The organism is Streptomyces sp. S465, assembly GCF_026898115.1.
In the GTDB taxonomy this organism is placed as follows: Bacteria; Actinomycetota; Actinomycetes; order Streptomycetales; family Streptomycetaceae; genus Streptomyces; species Streptomyces luomodiensis.
This window is the reverse complement of the sequence record NZ_CP114036.1, coordinates 985,422-1,001,848: the sequence shown is the minus strand read 5'-3', so window position 1 is coordinate 1,001,848 and position 16,427 is coordinate 985,422. Positions and strand designations below refer to the sequence as shown.

Annotated in this window: 11 protein-coding genes and 1 pseudogene; 8 read left to right on the top strand and 4 right to left on the bottom strand. The window is 74.7% G+C overall.

Features of this window, described 5'->3' with window-relative positions:
• The first annotated feature begins 292 nt into the window (after window positions 1-292).
• The 7 genes and pseudogenes from mutA (at window position 293) to cobM (ending at window position 9,965) form a co-directional block, all read left to right on the top strand.
• Complete coding sequence (mutA, locus tag N6H00_RS04090; RefSeq protein ID WP_268970155.1) at window positions 293-2,176, top strand: methylmalonyl-CoA mutase small subunit; 1,884 nt, start codon at window positions 293-295, stop codon at window positions 2,174-2,176.
• Window positions 2,176-4,404 (top strand): methylmalonyl-CoA mutase, encoded by a 2,229-nt coding sequence (gene scpA, locus N6H00_RS04085; RefSeq protein ID WP_268970154.1) that lies wholly within the window; start codon window positions 2,176-2,178, stop codon window positions 4,402-4,404. The genes mutA and scpA overlap by 1 nt, the downstream gene beginning before the upstream one ends.
• Window positions 4,404-5,513 carry a methylmalonyl Co-A mutase-associated GTPase MeaB gene (gene meaB, locus N6H00_RS04080; RefSeq protein WP_268970153.1) on the top strand — a complete coding sequence of 370 codons (1,110 nt, stop codon included), beginning with the start codon at window positions 4,404-4,406 and terminating at the stop codon, window positions 5,511-5,513. Before scpA ends, meaB begins: the two co-directional genes overlap by 1 nt.
• Window positions 5,485-6,267 (top strand): (2Fe-2S)-binding protein, encoded by a 783-nt coding sequence (locus N6H00_RS04075; RefSeq protein WP_268970152.1) that lies wholly within the window; start codon window positions 5,485-5,487, stop codon window positions 6,265-6,267. Before meaB ends, N6H00_RS04075 begins: the two co-directional genes overlap by 29 nt.
• 72 nt (window positions 6,268-6,339) lie before the next feature.
• On the top strand, window positions 6,340-7,185 hold the full coding sequence (locus tag N6H00_RS04070) for an acyltransferase (protein WP_268970151.1): 846 nt from the start codon (window positions 6,340-6,342) through the stop codon (window positions 7,183-7,185).
• Between the two features lie 57 nt (window positions 7,186-7,242).
• Window positions 7,243-8,481 (top strand): annotated as a pseudogene (cbiE, locus tag N6H00_RS04065) (precorrin-6y C5,15-methyltransferase (decarboxylating) subunit CbiE); the annotation flags it as partial.
• Between the two features lie 713 nt (window positions 8,482-9,194).
• Window positions 9,195-9,965: a precorrin-4 C(11)-methyltransferase gene (gene cobM, locus N6H00_RS04060; protein WP_268970150.1), complete on the top strand. Its 771-nt coding sequence runs from the start codon at window positions 9,195-9,197 to the stop codon at window positions 9,963-9,965.
• Window positions 9,966-10,568: 603 nt separating this feature from the next.
• Here cobM and N6H00_RS04055 read toward each other — a convergent pair.
• Window positions 10,569-11,717, bottom strand: coding sequence for a cobalt-precorrin-5B (C(1))-methyltransferase (locus N6H00_RS04055; protein ID WP_268970149.1), 1,149 nt, complete (start codon window positions 11,715-11,717; stop codon window positions 10,569-10,571).
• Window positions 11,718-11,770: 53 nt separating this feature from the next.
• Here N6H00_RS04055 and N6H00_RS04050 point away from each other — a divergent pair, with 53 nt between their 5' ends.
• Complete coding sequence (locus tag N6H00_RS04050; protein ID WP_268970148.1) at window positions 11,771-12,529, top strand: cobalt-precorrin-6A reductase; 759 nt, start codon at window positions 11,771-11,773, stop codon at window positions 12,527-12,529.
• 17 nt (window positions 12,530-12,546) lie between these two features.
• On the opposite strand, the gene N6H00_RS04045 is transcribed toward N6H00_RS04050, so the two are convergent.
• From N6H00_RS04045 to N6H00_RS04035, 3 genes are read right to left on the bottom strand one after another with little or no spacing between them, the layout of a single operon-like run.
• Complete coding sequence (locus N6H00_RS04045) at window positions 12,547-14,046, bottom strand: precorrin-2 C(20)-methyltransferase (RefSeq protein WP_268970147.1); 1,500 nt, start codon at window positions 14,044-14,046, stop codon at window positions 12,547-12,549.
• On the bottom strand, window positions 14,043-14,684 hold the full coding sequence (locus N6H00_RS04040; RefSeq protein WP_268970146.1) for a precorrin-8X methylmutase: 642 nt from the start codon (window positions 14,682-14,684) through the stop codon (window positions 14,043-14,045). Before N6H00_RS04040 ends, N6H00_RS04045 begins: the two co-directional genes overlap by 4 nt.
• The gene (locus tag N6H00_RS04035) at window positions 14,681-16,396 is read right to left on the bottom strand and encodes a nitrite reductase (RefSeq protein WP_268970145.1); all 1,716 of its coding nucleotides are present in this window, start codon (window positions 16,394-16,396) and stop codon (window positions 14,681-14,683) included. Before N6H00_RS04035 ends, N6H00_RS04040 begins: the two co-directional genes overlap by 4 nt.
• Between the last annotated feature and the right edge of the window lie 31 nt (window positions 16,397-16,427).

Below are 16,427 nucleotides of genomic sequence, written 5' to 3'. Positions count from 1 at the left end.
CCCCGGGAGGATGGGGTAGAAAGGTTCTTGAGCCCGCCCGGTGTGCATCCCCCGTCGCACCGGGCGGGCCGCTGTATGCACGACGTGTGCCTCGTGTCGACGGCCGTTTCCGAGCGGAGCCGAGGGTGCCCTCACCCCCGACCCCTGCCGTATCGGGACGCAACCCCTGAGACCCCTCGGGTTTTTGGCCTTACCGGCGCTTAATCGGACGGAATTGGCATTCCGGTCCCGAGAGTAAGCTCACAGCCCAAACCTCTGCTGTGGCTTGAGAAGATCCCATTAGCCTCCTCCTATGACGGTCCTCCCCGACGGGCTTTCCCTAGCCGACGATTTCCCGGAAGTGACGCGCGACCAATGGCGCCACCTCGTCGAAGGCGTGCTGCGTAAAACCGGCACCTCGGACGCCGTGGGCGCCGAGGCCGAAGAGGCCCTCGCGACCGCGCTCGAGGACGGGATCACCGTCCGCCCGCTCTACACCGCACAGGACGTCCCCCAGGACCCCGGATTCCCCGGCTTCGCGCCCTTCGTGCGCGGCGGCCGGGCCGAGGGCTCCACCCTCTCCGGCTGGGACGTACGGCAGCGCCACGCCCACCCCGATCCGGTCCGCACCAACCAGGCGGTCCTCGCCGACCTGGAGAACGGCGCCGGCTCGGTCTGGCTCGCGGTCGGCGCGGCCGGGGTGCCCGTGGACGCCCTGCCCGAGGTGCTCAAGGGGGTCTATCTCGACCTCGCCCCCGTCGTCCTCGACGCGGGAGCCGAGTTCGCGGACGCCGCCCGCGCGCTGCTGCGGCTCTATTCCGACCGCGAGGTGCCGCCGGGCGCCGCGCTCGGCAACCTCGGCGCGGATCCGCTGGGGCTGGCGGCCCGCACCGGACGCGACGACGACCTGGCCGGGCAGCTGGCCGCCGCGGCCGACCTCGCGCGGACCTGTGACCGCGACCACCCCGGCGTACGGACCTTCGCCGTGGACGCGCTGCCGTACCACGAGGCGGGCGCCGGGGCGGCCCAGGAGCTCGGCTGCTCCCTCGCCGCCGCGGTGGCCTATCTGCGCACCCTCACCGAGTCCGGGCTGAGCGTCGAGGCCGCCTGCGCCCAGGTGGAGTTCCGCTACGCGGCCACCGCCGACCAGTTCCTCACCATCGCCAAGTTCCGGGCCGCCCGGCGCCTGTGGGCGCGCGTGGCGCAGGCGTGCGGCGCGCCGTCCGAGGCACGTGCCCAGCGTCAGCACGCGGTGACCTCCCCGGTGATGATGACCCGGCGCGACCCCTGGGTGAACATGCTGCGCACCACCGTGGCCGGCCTCGCGGCGGGCGTCGGCGGCGCCGACGCGGTCACCGTGCTGCCCTTCGACAGCGCCCTCGGCCTCCCCGACGACTTCGCCCGCCGCATCGCCCGCAACACCTCCACGATCCTGCTGGAGGAGGCGCACCTGGCCCGGGTGATCGACCCGGCCGGCGGCTCCTGGTACGTCGAGAAGCTCACCGACGACGTCGCCCGCGCCGCCTGGGCCTGGTTCCAGGAGATCGAGCGCGCCGGAGGCATGGCCGCGGCCCTCGCCTCCGGGCTGGTACGCGACCGGCTCGCCGAGACCTGGGCCCGCCGCACCCGCGACCTCGCCCGCCGCAAGGAGCCGATCACCGGCGTCAGCGAGTTCCCGAACCTCGCCGAGCGGCCCGTCGAGCGCGAGCCCGCGCCCGAGCCGCCCGGCGGCGGACTGCCGAGGGTGCGCCGCGACGAGGCGTACGAGGCGCTGCGCACCCGCTCCGACGCGCATCTGGCGGCCGAGGGCGCCCGGCCCAGGATCTTCCTGGCCGCGCTGGGCCCCGCCGCCGCGCACACCGCCCGCGCCTCCTTCGCCGTCAACCTCTTCCAGGCGGGCGGGATCGAGGCGGTCCACGAACCGGTCACCGTGACCGCCGAGACGGTCGCCGAGGCGTTCACCGCGAGCGGCGCCCGGGTGGCCTGCCTGTGCTCCAGCGACACGCTGTACGCGCAGGAGGCGGCCGCCGTGGCCGAGCGGCTGAAGGCCGCCGGTGCGGCACAGGTCTACCTGGCCGGACGGCCGGGGACACGACAGGATGAGTACGAGCGGGCCGGCGTGGACGGATACGTCTTCGCGGGCTGCGACGCGGTCGAGGTGCTCGCCTCGGCTCTGGACACCATGGGGGTGGCGTGATGGCGGGCGCTCCGGCGGAGCCGGGGAAGATCCCCGACTTCTCGGCGGTCGATCTGGACGGACCGGCCGAAGGCCCGGTGCCCAGCTCCGGCGACTGGGCCGCCGCGCTGCAGAACAGCGTGGGCAAGGGCGTGGAGGACCTGGTGTGGGACACCCCCGAGGGCATCGGGGTCAAACCGCTCTACACCGCCGAGGACCTGAAGGGCGTCGACTTCCTGGGCACCTACCCCGGCGCCGCGCCCTATCTGCGCGGCCCGTACCCGACGATGTACGTCAACCAGCCCTGGACCATCCGGCAGTACGCGGGCTTCTCCACCGCCGAGGAGTCCAACGCCTTCTACCGCCGCAACCTCGCGGCCGGCCAGAAGGGCCTGTCGGTCGCCTTCGACCTGCCCACCCACCGGGGCTACGACAGCGACCACCCCCGGGTCACCGGTGACGTCGGCATGGCGGGCGTGGCCATCGACTCCCTCTACGACATGCGGCAGCTCTTCGACGGCATCCCGCTGGACCGGATGAGCGTGTCGATGACGATGAACGGCGCGGTGCTGCCCGTGCTCGCGCTCTACATCGTGGCCGCCGAGGAACAGGGCGTACCGCCCGAGAAGCTGGCCGGGACCATTCAGAACGACATCCTCAAGGAGTTCATGGTCCGCAACACCTACATCTATCCGCCGCAGCCGTCGATGCGGATCATCTCCGACATCTTCGCCTTCACCTCGCAGCGGATGCCGCGCTACAACTCCATCTCCATCTCCGGCTACCACATCCAGGAAGCGGGTGCCACGGCCGATCTTGAGCTGGCCTACACCCTCGCCGACGGTGTGGAGTACCTGCGGGCCGGGCTGGACGCCGGGATGGACGTGGACGCCTTCGCGCCCCGGCTGTCGTTCTTCTGGGCGATCGGCATGAACTTCTTCATGGAGATCGCCAAGCTGCGGGCGGCGCGGCTGCTGTGGGCCAAGCTGGTGCAGCAGTTCGACCCGAAGAACCCCAAGTCGCTCAGCCTGCGCACCCATTCGCAGACCTCCGGCTGGTCGCTGACCGCCCAGGACGTGTACAACAACGTGGCGCGCACCTGCGTGGAGGCCATGGCCGCCACCCAGGGCCACACCCAGTCGCTGCACACCAACGCCCTCGACGAGGCACTCGCGCTGCCCACCGACTTCTCCGCCCGGATCGCCCGCAACACCCAGATCCTGCTCCAGCAGGAGTCGGGCACCACCCGGGTCATCGACCCGTGGGGCGGCAGCGCGTACGTCGAGAAGCTCACGTACGACCTGGCGCGGCGGGCCTGGCAGCACATCGAGGAGGTCGAGGCGGCCGGCGGCATGGCCAAGGCCATCGACGCGGGCATCCCCAAGCTGCGCGTGGAGGAGGCCGCGGCCCGCACCCAGGCGCGCATCGACTCCGGTCGCCAGCCGGTGATCGGGGTCAACAAGTACCGCGTCGACAGCGATGAGCAGATCGAGGTCCTGAAGGTCGACAACTCCGCGGTGCGCGCCCAGCAGATCGAGAAGCTGCGGCGGCTGCGCGCCGAGCGCGACGAGACGGTCTGCCAGGACGCGCTGCGCGCCCTGACCCGCGCCGCCGAGTCCGGCCCCGGCAGCGGCCTGGAGGGCAATCTGCTGGCGCTGGCCGTGGACGCCGCCCGTGCCAAGGCGACCGTGGGGGAGATCTCCGACGCGCTGGAGAAGGTCTATGGCCGCCACTCCGGCCAGATCCGTACGATCTCCGGTGTGTATCGAGACGAGGCCGGACCGTCGTCCGGCGTGGACCGCACCCGCGCGCTGGTCGAGGCGTTCGAGCGCGAGGAGGGCCGCCGCCCCCGCATCCTGGTCGCCAAGATGGGCCAGGACGGGCACGACCGCGGCCAGAAGGTGATCGCCACCGCCTTCGCCGACCTGGGCTTCGACGTCGACGTCGGCCCGCTGTTCCAGACGCCGGAGGAGGTCGCCCGGCAGGCGGTGGAGGCCGATGTGCACATCGTCGGCGTGTCGTCGCTCGCGGCCGGCCACCTCACCCTCGTGCCCGCGCTGCGCGAGCAACTGGCCGAGGCGGGGCGCGAGGACATCACCATCGTGGTCGGCGGGGTCATCCCGCCACAGGACGTCCAGACCCTGCACGAGGCCGGCGCCGCCGCCGTCTTCCTGCCGGGCACGGTCATCCCCGACGCCGCCCACGACCTGGTGCGGAAGCTGGCCGCCGACCTCGGCCACGAGCTGTAATGCCGCGGACGATCGACATCGAGGAGTATGCCAAGGGTGTGCTCGACGGCAAACGCGCGTACATCGCCCGCGCGATCACGCTCGTCGAGTCCACCCGGCCCGACCACCGCGACCTCGCCCAGCGGCTGCTGATCGAGCTGCTGCCGCACACCGGCGGGGCGCGGCGGATCGGCATCAGCGGGGTGCCCGGGGTGGGCAAGTCCACCTTCATCGACGCGCTGGGCACCATGCTCACCGGGGCCGGCCACAAGGTCGCGGTCCTCGCCGTCGACCCCTCCTCGACCCGCACCGGCGGCTCCATCCTGGGCGACAAGACCCGGATGGAGCGGCTGGCGGTCGACCCCAACGCGTTCGTACGGCCCTCGCCGAGCGCCGGCACGCTGGGCGGGGTGGCACGGGCCACCCGCGAGTCCATGGTCGTCATGGAGGCCGCGGGCTACGACGTGCTGCTGGTGGAGACCGTCGGCGTGGGCCAGTCCGAGACCGCGGTGGCCAATATGGTCGACTCCTTCCTGCTGCTCTCCCTGGCCCGCACCGGCGATCAGCTCCAGGGCATCAAAAAGGGCGTCCTGGAGCTGGCCGACGTGGTCACCATCAACAAGGCGGACGGCCCCCACGCACGGGACGCCAAGTCGGCGGCCCGTGAACTCGCGGGCGCGCTGCGGCTGTTGCAGCCGCCGGACGCGCCCTGGAACCCGCCCGTGCTCACCTGTAGCGCACGCGAGTCCACCGGGCTCGACGTGGTGTGGGAGCGCCTGGAACAGCACCGCCGGGTGCTGGACGCCACCGGCGCGCTGCACGCCAAGCGGCGCGACCAGCAGGTCGACTGGACCTGGTCGATGGTGCGCGACCAACTGCTCGCGCGGCTGCACGCCCACCCCGAGGTGCGGCGGCTCGGGCCCGAGCTGGAACAGCAGGTCCGCGACGGCACACTGACGGCCACGCTGGCGGCGGACCGGCTGCTGGCGGCCTTCCAGGGGTCGGCCGAGGGCGCAGCGCGGGCCCAGGGTGGAGTGCCGGTCGGTGGTGGACCGTCGGTCGAGGGTGGAGCGCGGGCCGACGGTGGAGCAGTCCCGGTCGATGGCGGACCGTCGGTCGACGGTGGATGAGGCGCCGCTGTCCGGGGCGGGGCGGGTCGGTCCGTTCTTCGCCCTGCGTACCGGCACCGGCGAGCCACACCAGGAGGGGTACGCGCGGATCGGCGAGGCGTACCGGCTGACCGGCCAGGGCGCCGCCGGGCCGGTGCTGCGCGCCCGCGTCGAGGCGGTCGCCGCGAGCCTGCGCACCGAGGAGCCGAGGGTCGCGGCCTCGCTCGCCTTCCAGGGGCTCGCCGCCCGGATGTGGTCCCTCGCGCTCGGTCCGGCGGCCCTCTCCGGCCGGGTGCCCCACCTGCGGCCCGACCGGTTGTGGTGGAACCCCGAGCGCACCGCCCCCGACGATCTGTGGTGGCCCGGCGCGGCGCCGCCGGTGATGGGCGAACCGGGAGGGCTCGCCGGTCGGATGGGCACCGCGGCGTACGTCCATCTGACGCCGCTGCACCACGCCGTCGAGCGGGCGTACCGGGTCTCGGGGCGGCTGCTGTGGGGCAACGCCGCCTCCGCGCTCGCCGGTTCGCTGCGGGTGCTGCACGACTGGTGCCGGACGCACGGCCTTCCGGAGGCGGCGGACCGGGCCACCGAACTGGCGCGTGCCCAGCTTGTCCGTCCACCGCTGCGCGACACCGGCACCCTGACCCCCGCGCCGCTCGGCTACCGGCGCCGCACCTGCTGTCTCTACTACCGGGTGCCGGGCGGTGGGCTGTGCGGCGACTGCGTACTGCGCGGGGCGGGGGGCGCCGGTGAGGCGCCCGAGGCGCCGGGGTGAGCGGGACGCCGGGGTGAGACGGATGCCGGGGTGAGACGGACTGTCCCGGCGTTGGGCCGATACGGTGGGCGAATGCCGAAGAACGGGAACCTGTTCTCATCCTGGCGGGGTTGGCGCGGACGCGCCACCTCCCGTCTGGTCCACCGCGGATGGCGCGCCGTACAGCGGGCCGGCGCGGTGACGGCCGAGCGCCCCGGCCCGTACCGCTTCCGCCACATCGGCGCCGGCACCCGGCTGGCGTTCCCCCAGGGCACCGTCTTCGGCGAACCGTGGATCGAACTCGGCGAGCACTGCGTCATCGGCGAGCAGGTGACCCTCACCGCCGGCATGATGCCCGGCGTGGACCTCGGCCCCGACCCTGTGCTGCGCATCGGCAACGGCGTGGTGCTGGGCCGGGGCAGCCATGTGATCGCCTCCGTCCCCGTGGAGTTCGGGAACGACGTCTTCTGCGGTCCGTACGTCTACGTGACCAGCGACAACCACTCCTACGACGATCCGGACCAGCCCATCGGCCGGCAGTGGCCGCGCTTCGCGCCCGTCCGCATCGGCCCCGGCAGCTGGTTGGGCGCGGGCGCGGTGATCCTGCCCGGGGCCCGGCTGGGCCGCAATGTGGTGGTCGCGGCGGGCGCGGTCGTACGGGGCGAGGTGCCCGACCACGCCGTGGTGGCCGGGGCACCGGCCCGGATCATACGGCGCTGGGCCCCGGACGAGGGCTGGCAGCCACCGCTGCGCACCCCGGCGCCGGTACCGATCCCCGAGGACATGACCGTCGAGCAACTGCTCGCGCTGGCCGAGCTGGAGCAGGAGCGGGAGCAGGAGCAGGATGAAGCACGGGACCGGGATCGGGAGCGGGAACAGGCGCAGGTACAGACGCAGACGCAGGGGCTGGAGCGGGAGCCGGGGGCCGGGGCGTCGTAGCAGGTCAGTAGGTCAGTAGAGTTTCGGGGACTGTCCCCGACCCGCGAGGTGACCACCGTGAGCCCGCCGCCTCCCCCCGTGACCGTCATCGGCATCGGCGCCGACGGCTGGGACGGGCTCGGTCCCGCGGGCCGCGAGGCGTTGCGCACGGCCGAGGTGGTCATCGGTGGCCGGCGCCACCTGGGTCTGCTGCCGCCGGAGTGCCCCGGTGAACGGGTGTCCTGGCCCTCGCCGCTGCGCCCCGCCGTCCCCGGGCTGTTCGCCGCGCACACCGGACGGCGGGTGTGTGTGCTGGCCAGCGGCGACCCCATGTTCTTCGGCATCGGCCGCACTCTGGCCGAGTTGCTGGGCGCCGAACGGCTGCGGGTGCTGCCCCATCCGTCGTCGGTCTCCCTGGCCTGTGCCCGGCTCGGCTGGGCGCTGGAGGAGACCGAGGTGGTCAGCCTCGTCGGCCGGCCACTGGCCACGCTGACCCGTGAGCTGTACGCGGGGCGGCGGCTGCTCGTGCTCAGCGCGGGCGCCGACACCCCCGCCGAGGTGGCCCGGCTGCTCGGGGACCGCGGTTTCGGCCCGAGCCGGATGCGGGTGCTCGAACAGCTGGGGAGCGCACGGGAACGCTGTGTGGAGGGTACGGCCGAGGAGTGGCCGCATCCGCCCGGCGACCCCCTCAACGTCATCGCCGTCGACTGCGCCCCGGCGGCCGGCGCCCCGCGCCTGTCGCTCGCGCCGGGACTGCCCGACGCGGCGTACGACCACGACGGCCAGCTGACCAAGCGCCATGTGCGGGCCGCGACGCTCGCCGCGCTCGCCCCCGCCCCCGGGGAACTGCTGTGGGACGTCGGCGGCGGCTCGGGCTCCATCGCCGTGGAGTGGACGCGCACCCACCGCACCTGCCGGGCGGTCTCGGTGGAACGCGATCCGGTGCGCGCCGAGCGCATCGGCCGCAACGCGGCGGCCCTCGGGGCGCCCGGGGTGACCGTGGTCACCGGTGCCGCCCCGGACGCCCTGGCCGGACTGCCCACCCCCGACGCGGTGTTCATCGGCGGCGGCCTGACCGCCCCCGGAGTGCTGGAGGCGTGCTGGACCGCGCTGCCGCCGGGCGGCAGGATCGTCGCCAACACGGTGACCCTGGAGTCCGAGGCGCTGCTCGCCGACTGGTACCGCCGCCACGGCGGCGACCTGATCCGCCTCGCCGTATCCCACGCCACCCCGGTCGGCACCTTCACCGGCTGGCGCCAGGCGATGCCGGTCACCCAATGGTCCGCCACAAAGCCGCACACCACCCCGGACACCCCTGCTGGGCCTGCCAGGCCCGTTGGGCCTGCCGGGTCCGTTGGGCCTGCGGCTCCTGCTGGGCCTGCGGCTCCTGCTGGGCCTGCCGGGTCTGCTGGGTCTGCTGGGTCTGTCGCTCCTGCTGGGCCTGCGGCTCCTGCTGGGCCTGCTGGGTCTGCTGGGTCTGTCGCTCCTGCTGGGCCTGCGGTTCCTGCTGGGCCTGCCGGGTCTGCTGGGTCTGTTGGGTCTGTGGCTCCCGCCGGGCTTGTTGGGTCTGCTGGGTTCGCCGCTCCTGCTGGGCCTGCCGGGTCCGTTGGGCCTGCCGGGTCCGTTGGGCCTGTGGCCGCCGCCGCTCTTGCCGGACTCGCTGTCCCTGCTGGGTCTGTTGGGTCTGTTGGGCTGGCCGCTCCCGTTGGGTCTGTGGCTCCCGCCGGGCTTGTTGGATCTGCTGGGTTCGCCGCTCCTGCCGGGTCTGCTGGGTCTGCGGCCGCCGCTGCTCTTGCCGGGCTCGCTGTCCCTGCTGGGTCTGCCGGACTCGCTGCTCCCGTTGGGTCTGTGGCTCCCGCCGGGTCTGTGGCTCCCGCCGGGCCTGCCGCCCCTGCCGTTCCGGCTGATCCCCGCGAGCCCTCCGGGCCCTCGGCAGTGGGGAGTTCGGCCGGAGCCGAGGGCGGTGTCGGCGGACTCGCCGATCGGCGGCTCCTCGTACCACCTGCTGAAGCCGCTCAAGGAGAGACGCGATGACGGTGTACTTCATCGGCGCGGGCCCCGGTGCCGCCGATCTGATCACGGTGCGCGGCGCCCGGACCCTGGCCCGCTGCCAGGTGTGCCTGTACGCGGGCAGCCTGGTGCCGCGTGAACTGCTCGCCGAATGTCCGCCGGACGCCCGCCTCGTCGACACCGCCCGGCTCGACCTCGACCGGATCACCGCCGAGCTGGTGGCCGCGCACCGGGCGGGCCATGACGTGGCCCGGCTGCACTCCGGCGATCCGTCGGTGTTCAGCGCCGTGGCCGAGCAGATGCGCCGCCTCGACGCCGCCGGCATTCCGTACGAGGTGGTTCCGGGCGTCCCGGCCTTCGCTGCCGCGGCCGCGGCGCTGAAGCGTGAGCTGACCGTGCCGACCGTCGGCCAGACCGTCGTCCTCACCCGCGTCGCCCAGCAGGCCACGCCCATGCCCGAGGGCGAGGACCTGGCCACCCTCGGCCGCAGCCGCGCCCTGCTCGTGCTGCATCTCGCCGCCCGCTATGTGGATCGCGTCGTCGACGAACTCCTCCCGCACTACGGCGCCGACTGCCCGGCGGCCGTGGTCGCCATGGCCAGCCGCCCCGACGAACTGGTGCTGCGCGGCACGCTGGACGACATCGCGGCGCAGGTGAAGGCGGCGGGCGTGGTGCGGACGGCCGTCATCATGGTGGGCCGCACCCTCGGCGCGGAGCAGTTCCGCGACAGCCACCTCTACTCCCCGGAGCGCGAGCGCCCGCACGAGCCCTGCCACCCGCCCGTCGTCTGAGCCCGCCTCCGGCGCGGCTGGGCCCCCGCCTGCCGCCGCCCGCCGCCGACGGCGCCGAGGTGTGGGGCCCGACGGCGTGCGGGGTGCGCCCGCGCAGTGCACCGGCAGCGGCGTCGCACGGTGCCGTGCGACGTATGGCGCGCGGGGCCCGCAGCGTGGTCGGCGCACCGGCGCACCGGCGCAGTGTGGCGGGGCGTGGCGGGCGAGCCGTCCGCACCCGCGCCTCACGGGTGAGGGGCGGCAGCCGAATCACGTGGTGCCCACGTGCCGCCACACCGGTGTGCCGCCGCCCCGGCTGTCTCGCGGCGACGGGTTGCTGGTCGGTGTGCCGCTAGTCGGCGGCCCGCTGCGTCGGCGTGTCGCTGCACCAGCGGGTGGCGCCCAAGGGGGCGGCACCGGCTGCGTGGGAGGCGCTGGTTCGGTGTGCCGCCTGTGTGCCGCCGCGCCGGCGGATGGCGCCCCAAGCGGCGGCGCCGGCATCGGCACGGCACGACACGACACGCCGCGCCGTGCCGCGCCAGGTGCCGCGCCGTGCCGGTGCCGCGCCGCGCCGCGCCGTGCCAGGCGCCGAGCCGACGCCGCGCCAGGCGCCGCGAACAGCGCTCAGCGGTCTCGCGGACCCCGCGGCTCCGCACGGCCCACGATCGTGCCCGCGCGGTCGATGCAGATCACGTCCACCGCCACCGGTGCGCCGCGCAGCACCCCGAGTGCCGTGTCGCGGGCCGCCGTCGCGACCAGGTCGCCGAGGGGCACGCCGTGGGCGGAGCACAGCTGGACCGTCTCCAGCCCTGTGTTGGCCGTGGCCACCGCCTCCGCGAGAGCCTCGTCCGCCCCGCCACGGCGGGCCAGTTCGGCGAGGAACCCCTTGTCCACCTGGGACCGCGAGGAGTGGAGGTCCAGATGTCCGGCGGCCAGCTTGGAGAGCTTGGCGAAGCCGCCGGCGACGGTCAGCCGGTCCACCGGGTGGCGGCGCAGATACTTCAGCACCGCCCCCGCGAAGTCGCCCATGTCCAGCAGCGCGTCCTGCGGCAGTCCGTGCACGGCCACCGCCACCTTCTCGGACGTCGAGCCCGTACAGCCCGCCACATGGCGGCGGCCCGCCGCGCGTGCGACGTCCACTCCGCGCCGGATGCTGTCGATCCACGCCGAGCAGGAGTAGGGCACGACGACGCCCGTCGTGCCGAGGATGGACAGTCCGCCCAGGATGCCCAGTCGCGGGTTCCAGGTGGAGCGGGCGATCTCCTCGCCGTGGTCCACCGAGATCTCGATCTCGACGTCGCCGGTTGCGCCGTGCCGGGCCGCGACCGAGGCGATGTGGTCGCGCATCATCTGGCGCGGCACGGGGTTGATGGCCGGTTCGCCCACCGGGAGCGGCAGTCCGGGCCGGGTCACCGTGCCGACGCCCAAACCGGCCCGGAAGACCACGCCGCGGCCGGGTGGCAGGGCCCGTACCGTGGCCCTGACCAGCGCTCCGTGGGTCACGTCCGGATCGTCCCCGGCGTCCTTGACGATCGCGGCCATGGCCCGGTCCGCCGTCAGTTCCTCGGCCGCGAGCGCGAACGCGGGGCGCTGCCCCTTGGGCAGTGCGATGGTCACCGGATCGGGGAACTCCGCCGTGAGCAGGGCGGTGTACGCGGCCGTCGTCGCGGCCGTCGCGCACGCCCCGGTGGTCCAGCCGTGCCGCAGCCCCGTCCGCTCCAGTTGCGCGCTCCGCCCCCCTGCCGTCTCGGTCCTGGCCTCCGCCTCAGCCATGGGCCGGCCGCCGCGCATACGATGACGGGCGCACGGACGACGAAAGGCACCCGATGAACAGCGCACCGGCGCGCCATGTGCTCATCCTCGGCGGCACCACCGAGGCGCGCCGCCTCGCCGAGGAACTCGCCGACGCCCCCGCCCTGCGCGTGACCAGTTCCCTCGCGGGCCGGGTCGCCGCACCGCGACTGCCCGTGGGGCAGGTGCGGATCGGCGGGTTCGGGGGCGCCGAGGGCATGGCCCGCTGGCTGCGCGAGCACCAGGTGGACGCGCTCATCGACGCCACCCATCCTTTCGCCGACACGATCAGTTCCCATGCGGCCCAGGCGGCCGCCGACGTCCATGTTCCCCTGCTCGCCCTGCGCCGCCCCGGCTGGGTCCCCGGTCCGGGCGACCGCTGGCATTCCGCGGGTTCGCTGGCCGAGGCCGCGCGGCTGCTGCCGGACCTGGGGGAGCGGATCTTCCTCACCACGGGACGGATGGGCCTGGCCACCTTCGCCCACCTGACCGAGCAGTGGTTCCTGGTCCGCTCGGTCGACGCCCCCGAGCCGCCGGCCCCGCCCCGCATGGAGGTGATCCTCGACCGCGGCCCGTTCACCCTCGGGGGCGAGACGGAGCTGCTGCGCCGCCACCGCATCGACGTCCTGGTCACCAAGGACAGCGGCGGCCACGCCACCGCCCCCAAACTCACCGCGGCCCGCGCCGCCGCCCTCCCGGTCGTCCTCGTCCGCCGCCCGCCCGCCCCCGAGGGCGTCCCCGTGGCCGAAACCCCCGCCGAAGCCGCCACCTGGCTGCGGACGACCCTGGGCTGACCCGCGTTACCCGGCGGCTACGCCTCCGGGTACCGGCGCGGGGTCCAGACGACCTGCGTGCCGTCGCCGCGGCGGGCCGTGCGGGTCTGGGAGGAGCCCACCAGGAGGATGGTGCGCATGTCGACCTCGGCCGGGTCGAGGTCGGCCAGGCGGACGATCCGTACGCGTTCCCCGGGGCCGCCGATGTCGCGGCCCAGGACCACGGGGGTGTCGGGGGCGCGGTGCTCCAGCAGGAGTTCGCGGGCCTTGCCCACCTGCCAGACGCGGCTGCGTGAGCCGGGGTTGTAGAGGGCGAGCACCAGGTCGGCCGCCGCGGCGGCGCGCAGGCGCTCGGCGATGACCTCCCAGGGCTTGAGCCGGTCGGAGAGGGAGATCACCGCGTAGTCGTGGCCGAGCGGGGCGCCGGACCGGGCGGCGGCGGCGTGGGCCGCGGTCATGCCGGGCACGATCCGCACCGGGACCTCGCGGTAGGGGTCCTCGCAGGCGGCCTCCAGGACGGCGGTGGCCATGGCGAACACGCCCGGGTCGCCGGAGGAGACGACGGCGACCCGCCGGCCCCGCCGGGCGAGGTCGAGGGCGAATTCGGCGCGTACGGCCTCGACCTTGTTGTCGGAGGCGTGGCGCCGCTGACCCGGGCGGACCGGTACCCGGTCCAGATAGGTGGTGTAGCCGACGAGGTCCTCGGCGGCGGCCAGTTCGGCCCGTGCCTCGGGGGTGAGCCACAGCGGCCCGGCCGGGCCGAGGCCGACGACCACGACCTCACCCGCGCCGGACCCGCCGCGCGGCGCGTCCACCCGGCTGGGCAGCACCGCCATCGAGAAGTACGGCACCGACTCCGGGTCGACCTCGGCCAGCGGGGCGGTCCGCTCCGCGTCCATCGTGGCGCGCTCCACATAGCGCGCGTCCGCGAGCCGCCCCGACCGCTCCAGCGCCCGCCGCACCGTGGGGAAGGTCCGGCCGAGCTTCATCACCGCCGCCGCGTCCGCCGTCGCCAGGCGGGCCGTCAACTCCTCCTCCGGCAGGGTGCCGGGGAGGACCGTCAGCACCTCCTCGCCCTCCACCAGCGGTGTGCCCAGCCGGGCGGCCGCGGCGCTGACCGAGGTGACACCGGGGATGACCTCGGTGGGGTAGCGGTCGGCGAGCCGCTTGTGCATGTGCATGTACGAGCCGTAGAAGAGCGGATCGCCCTCCGCGAGCACCGCGACCGTGCGCCCCGCGTCCAGATGCGCGGCGAGCCGGGCGGCCGCGTCGGCGTAGAACTCCTCCATCGCGCCGCGATAGCCGCCCGGGTGGTCGGTGGACTCCGTGGTGACCGGGTAGACCAGCCGCTCCTCGATGTGGTCGGGCCGCAGGTACCGCTCGGCGATCGAGCGCGCGATGCTGCGGCCGTGCCGGGCGCTGTGGTACGCGATGACATCGGCCTCGGTGATGACCTCCACGGCGCGTACGGTCATCAGGGAGGGGTCGCCGGGGCCGAGCCCCACGCCGTAGAGCCGGCCGGTCTGCTGCTCGCTCACTCTTCCTCGCTCGCTATCGCGTTGATCGCGGCCGCGGCGATGGCGCTGCCGCCGCGCCGGCCGTGCACCACCAGGTGGTCGAGCGCCGCCGGATGGCCGGCCAGCGCCTCCTTGGACTCGGCGGCGCCGATGAAGCCCACCGGCACACCGATCACGGCCGCCGGCCGCGGCGCGCCTTCTTCGATCATCTCCAGCAGCCGGAAGAGCGCCGTGGGGGCGTTGCCGACCGCCACCACCGCCCCGTCCAGCCGGTCCCGCCACAGCTCCAGCGCGGCGGCGCTGCGCGTGGTGCCCATGCGCCGCGCCAACTCCGGTACCGCGGGGTCCGCGAGTGTGCAGAGCACCTCGTTGTCGGCGGGCAGCCGCTTGCGGGTGACCCCGCTGGCGACCATGCGCGCGTCACAGAGCACGGGCGCGCCGGCCCGCAGCGCGGCGCGGGCGCGGGAGACCACCCCGGTCGTGTACGCGAGGTCCTTGACCAGGTCGACCATGCCGCAGGCGTGGATCATCCGCACCGCCACCTGGCTGACGTCGGCGGGGAGCCCGCCGAGGTCGGCCTCGGCACGGATGGTGGCAAAGGACGCGCGGTAGATGGCCGCCCCGTCCTTCTCGTAGTCGAACACGGTGTCCTCGATCATGTCGTTCCACGGGCCGCCGCCACGGCGCCGGCCAATTGCTCTGCTGTCACATCCACGCTGTCCGCCTCCGGCGTGTCGTCTTCCGCGCCCCGTACGGTGACCCGGTAGGCCGTGTCGCCGGTGGCCAGCGCGTCCACATAGCGGCCCCCGGGGTGACCGCAGCGCCGTTCACAGCCGGAGACGTACACCGGCAGCGGACCGGGCCCGGCCGACAGCGGATCGCCCCCGGTCCGGCCGTCCCCGGTCCGGCCGTCCCCGCACCGGCCGCCGTCGGTCCCGCCGTCCCCGGCCAGGTCGCCCCGGGGCCGGCCGCCGCCGGACGACGCGCCCGCGACACGCTGCGCCGCGTCGACCGGGTGTGCCGCGTCGACCGGGTGCGCCGCGTCGACCGGGTGTGCCGCGTCCGCGACCGTCCGCGCCGTGCCCGACACCATGCGCGCCGTGTCGGTCCGCACATCCGCCAGGGACTTGGCGCAGCCGGGGCGTCCCGTGCACGCGCCGACCCCGAGCCACGGCGAGTCCGGCGCGGTCACCAGTCCCGCGTCGGACAGTTCCAGCGCGGCACCGCGCGCGTCGGCCGGGGAGAACCCGGGGAGCACCACGCCGCGCCAGGGTGTCATACGCAGCTCATCCGCCCCGCCCCGGGAGGCGAGCGCGGTGAGCAGCCGCCATTGCGCGGCGCTCACCCGGCCCAGGGGGAGGACGACGGACAGCGCGTGGCGCCCGTGCGGGCCGGGGACCGGCCCGGGGGCGGGCGGTGCGGCGGAGGCACCGGCTGGTCCGCGCTCCACCGGTACGGCCTCGATGCCCGCGTCGGCGAGTCGCGCGGCCAAATCGTCGGCCGTCACGGCGTGTCGCGCGGGGAGTTCGCGTACCCGCCACGCTCGGGTGCCGCTCTCGCGGGCCTTGGCCAGGAACTCCACCGCGGCCAGCGCGGCCGCGCGCGGCGCGTCCCCGCTCCGCACCCAGAGATCGCCGCCCGCAACCGGCCCGTCCGTGGCGACGCCCGCCACGCCCGCGTCGCCGTCGGGCAGGGCGGAGCCGTCCGTACGCGGCGTTCGCCGCGGTGCCGTCTCCGGGTGTGTCGTCGCCGCACTCGACGGCGACGGCGACGACACACCCGGACACGGCAGTGGACCCTCGACCCGCAACAGGGCTCCGCCGTCCGGCGTTGCGATCAATGTCACATCCGCGCCCAACGCGGCCACATCGCCCCGCCCGTCGTCCAGCGCGAACAGGAACCGGCCCGACAAGCCCGACAATTCTTCGTGCTCCGTGGGTGTGTCGTCGCACAGCACGGTGTCCAACTCCCGTACCCACGCCGTCACATCCGCGTGTCCCCTGCCGTCCAGACCGGACAGCGGCGACGCCACGATGTTGCGCACCCGGTCATGGCGGTCCGAGGGGAGCAGGCCGGCCGCCCGCAGCCGGGCCGCCAGTTCGGCGCCGCACCCCGCTCCCAGACCGCGCACCTGGAGATTGCCCCGTGAGGTGATGTCCAGTCGGCCGTCGCCCAACTCCTCGGCCAGCCGCCCCACCGCCCGTGCCTGACAGGCCGTCAGCAGACCCCCCGGCACCCGGATCCGGGCGAGCGAGCCGTCGTCCGCCGGGTGCAGCCGCAGCGCGCCCGGACAGGCGTCATCGCGTCCGCGCACGGGGGTTTCATCCCCTGGTGGGGTGGTTGTCGGGGGGAGGGGCATGGCGGCGAGCATACCGACGATCCGGTCCGGCCCACCGCCCCGG

Excerpts from the sequence above, each read along its gene's own strand:
- N6H00_RS04075 (WP_268970152.1), top strand. The coding sequence starts at position 5,485 with ATGGCGGACCGTCGGTCGACGGTGGATGAGGCGCCGCTGTCCGGGGCG.
- mutA (WP_268970155.1), top strand. The coding sequence starts at position 293 with ATGACGGTCCTCCCCGACGGGCTTTCCCTAGCCGACGATTTCCCGGAA.
- meaB (WP_268970153.1), top strand. The coding sequence starts at position 4,404 with ATGCCGCGGACGATCGACATCGAGGAGTATGCCAAGGGTGTGCTCGAC.
- N6H00_RS04035 (WP_268970145.1), bottom strand. The coding sequence starts at position 16,396 with ATGCTCGCCGCCATGCCCCTCCCCCCGACAACCACCCCACCAGGGGAT.
- N6H00_RS04040 (WP_268970146.1), bottom strand. The coding sequence starts at position 14,684 with ATGATCGAGGACACCGTGTTCGACTACGAGAAGGACGGGGCGGCCATC.
- N6H00_RS04050 (WP_268970148.1), top strand. The coding sequence starts at position 11,771 with ATGAACAGCGCACCGGCGCGCCATGTGCTCATCCTCGGCGGCACCACC.
- scpA (WP_268970154.1), top strand. The coding sequence starts at position 2,176 with ATGGCGGGCGCTCCGGCGGAGCCGGGGAAGATCCCCGACTTCTCGGCG.
- cobM (WP_268970150.1), top strand. The coding sequence starts at position 9,195 with ATGACGGTGTACTTCATCGGCGCGGGCCCCGGTGCCGCCGATCTGATC.
- N6H00_RS04070 (WP_268970151.1), top strand. The coding sequence starts at position 6,340 with ATGCCGAAGAACGGGAACCTGTTCTCATCCTGGCGGGGTTGGCGCGGA.
- N6H00_RS04055 (WP_268970149.1), bottom strand. The coding sequence starts at position 11,717 with ATGGCTGAGGCGGAGGCCAGGACCGAGACGGCAGGGGGGCGGAGCGCG.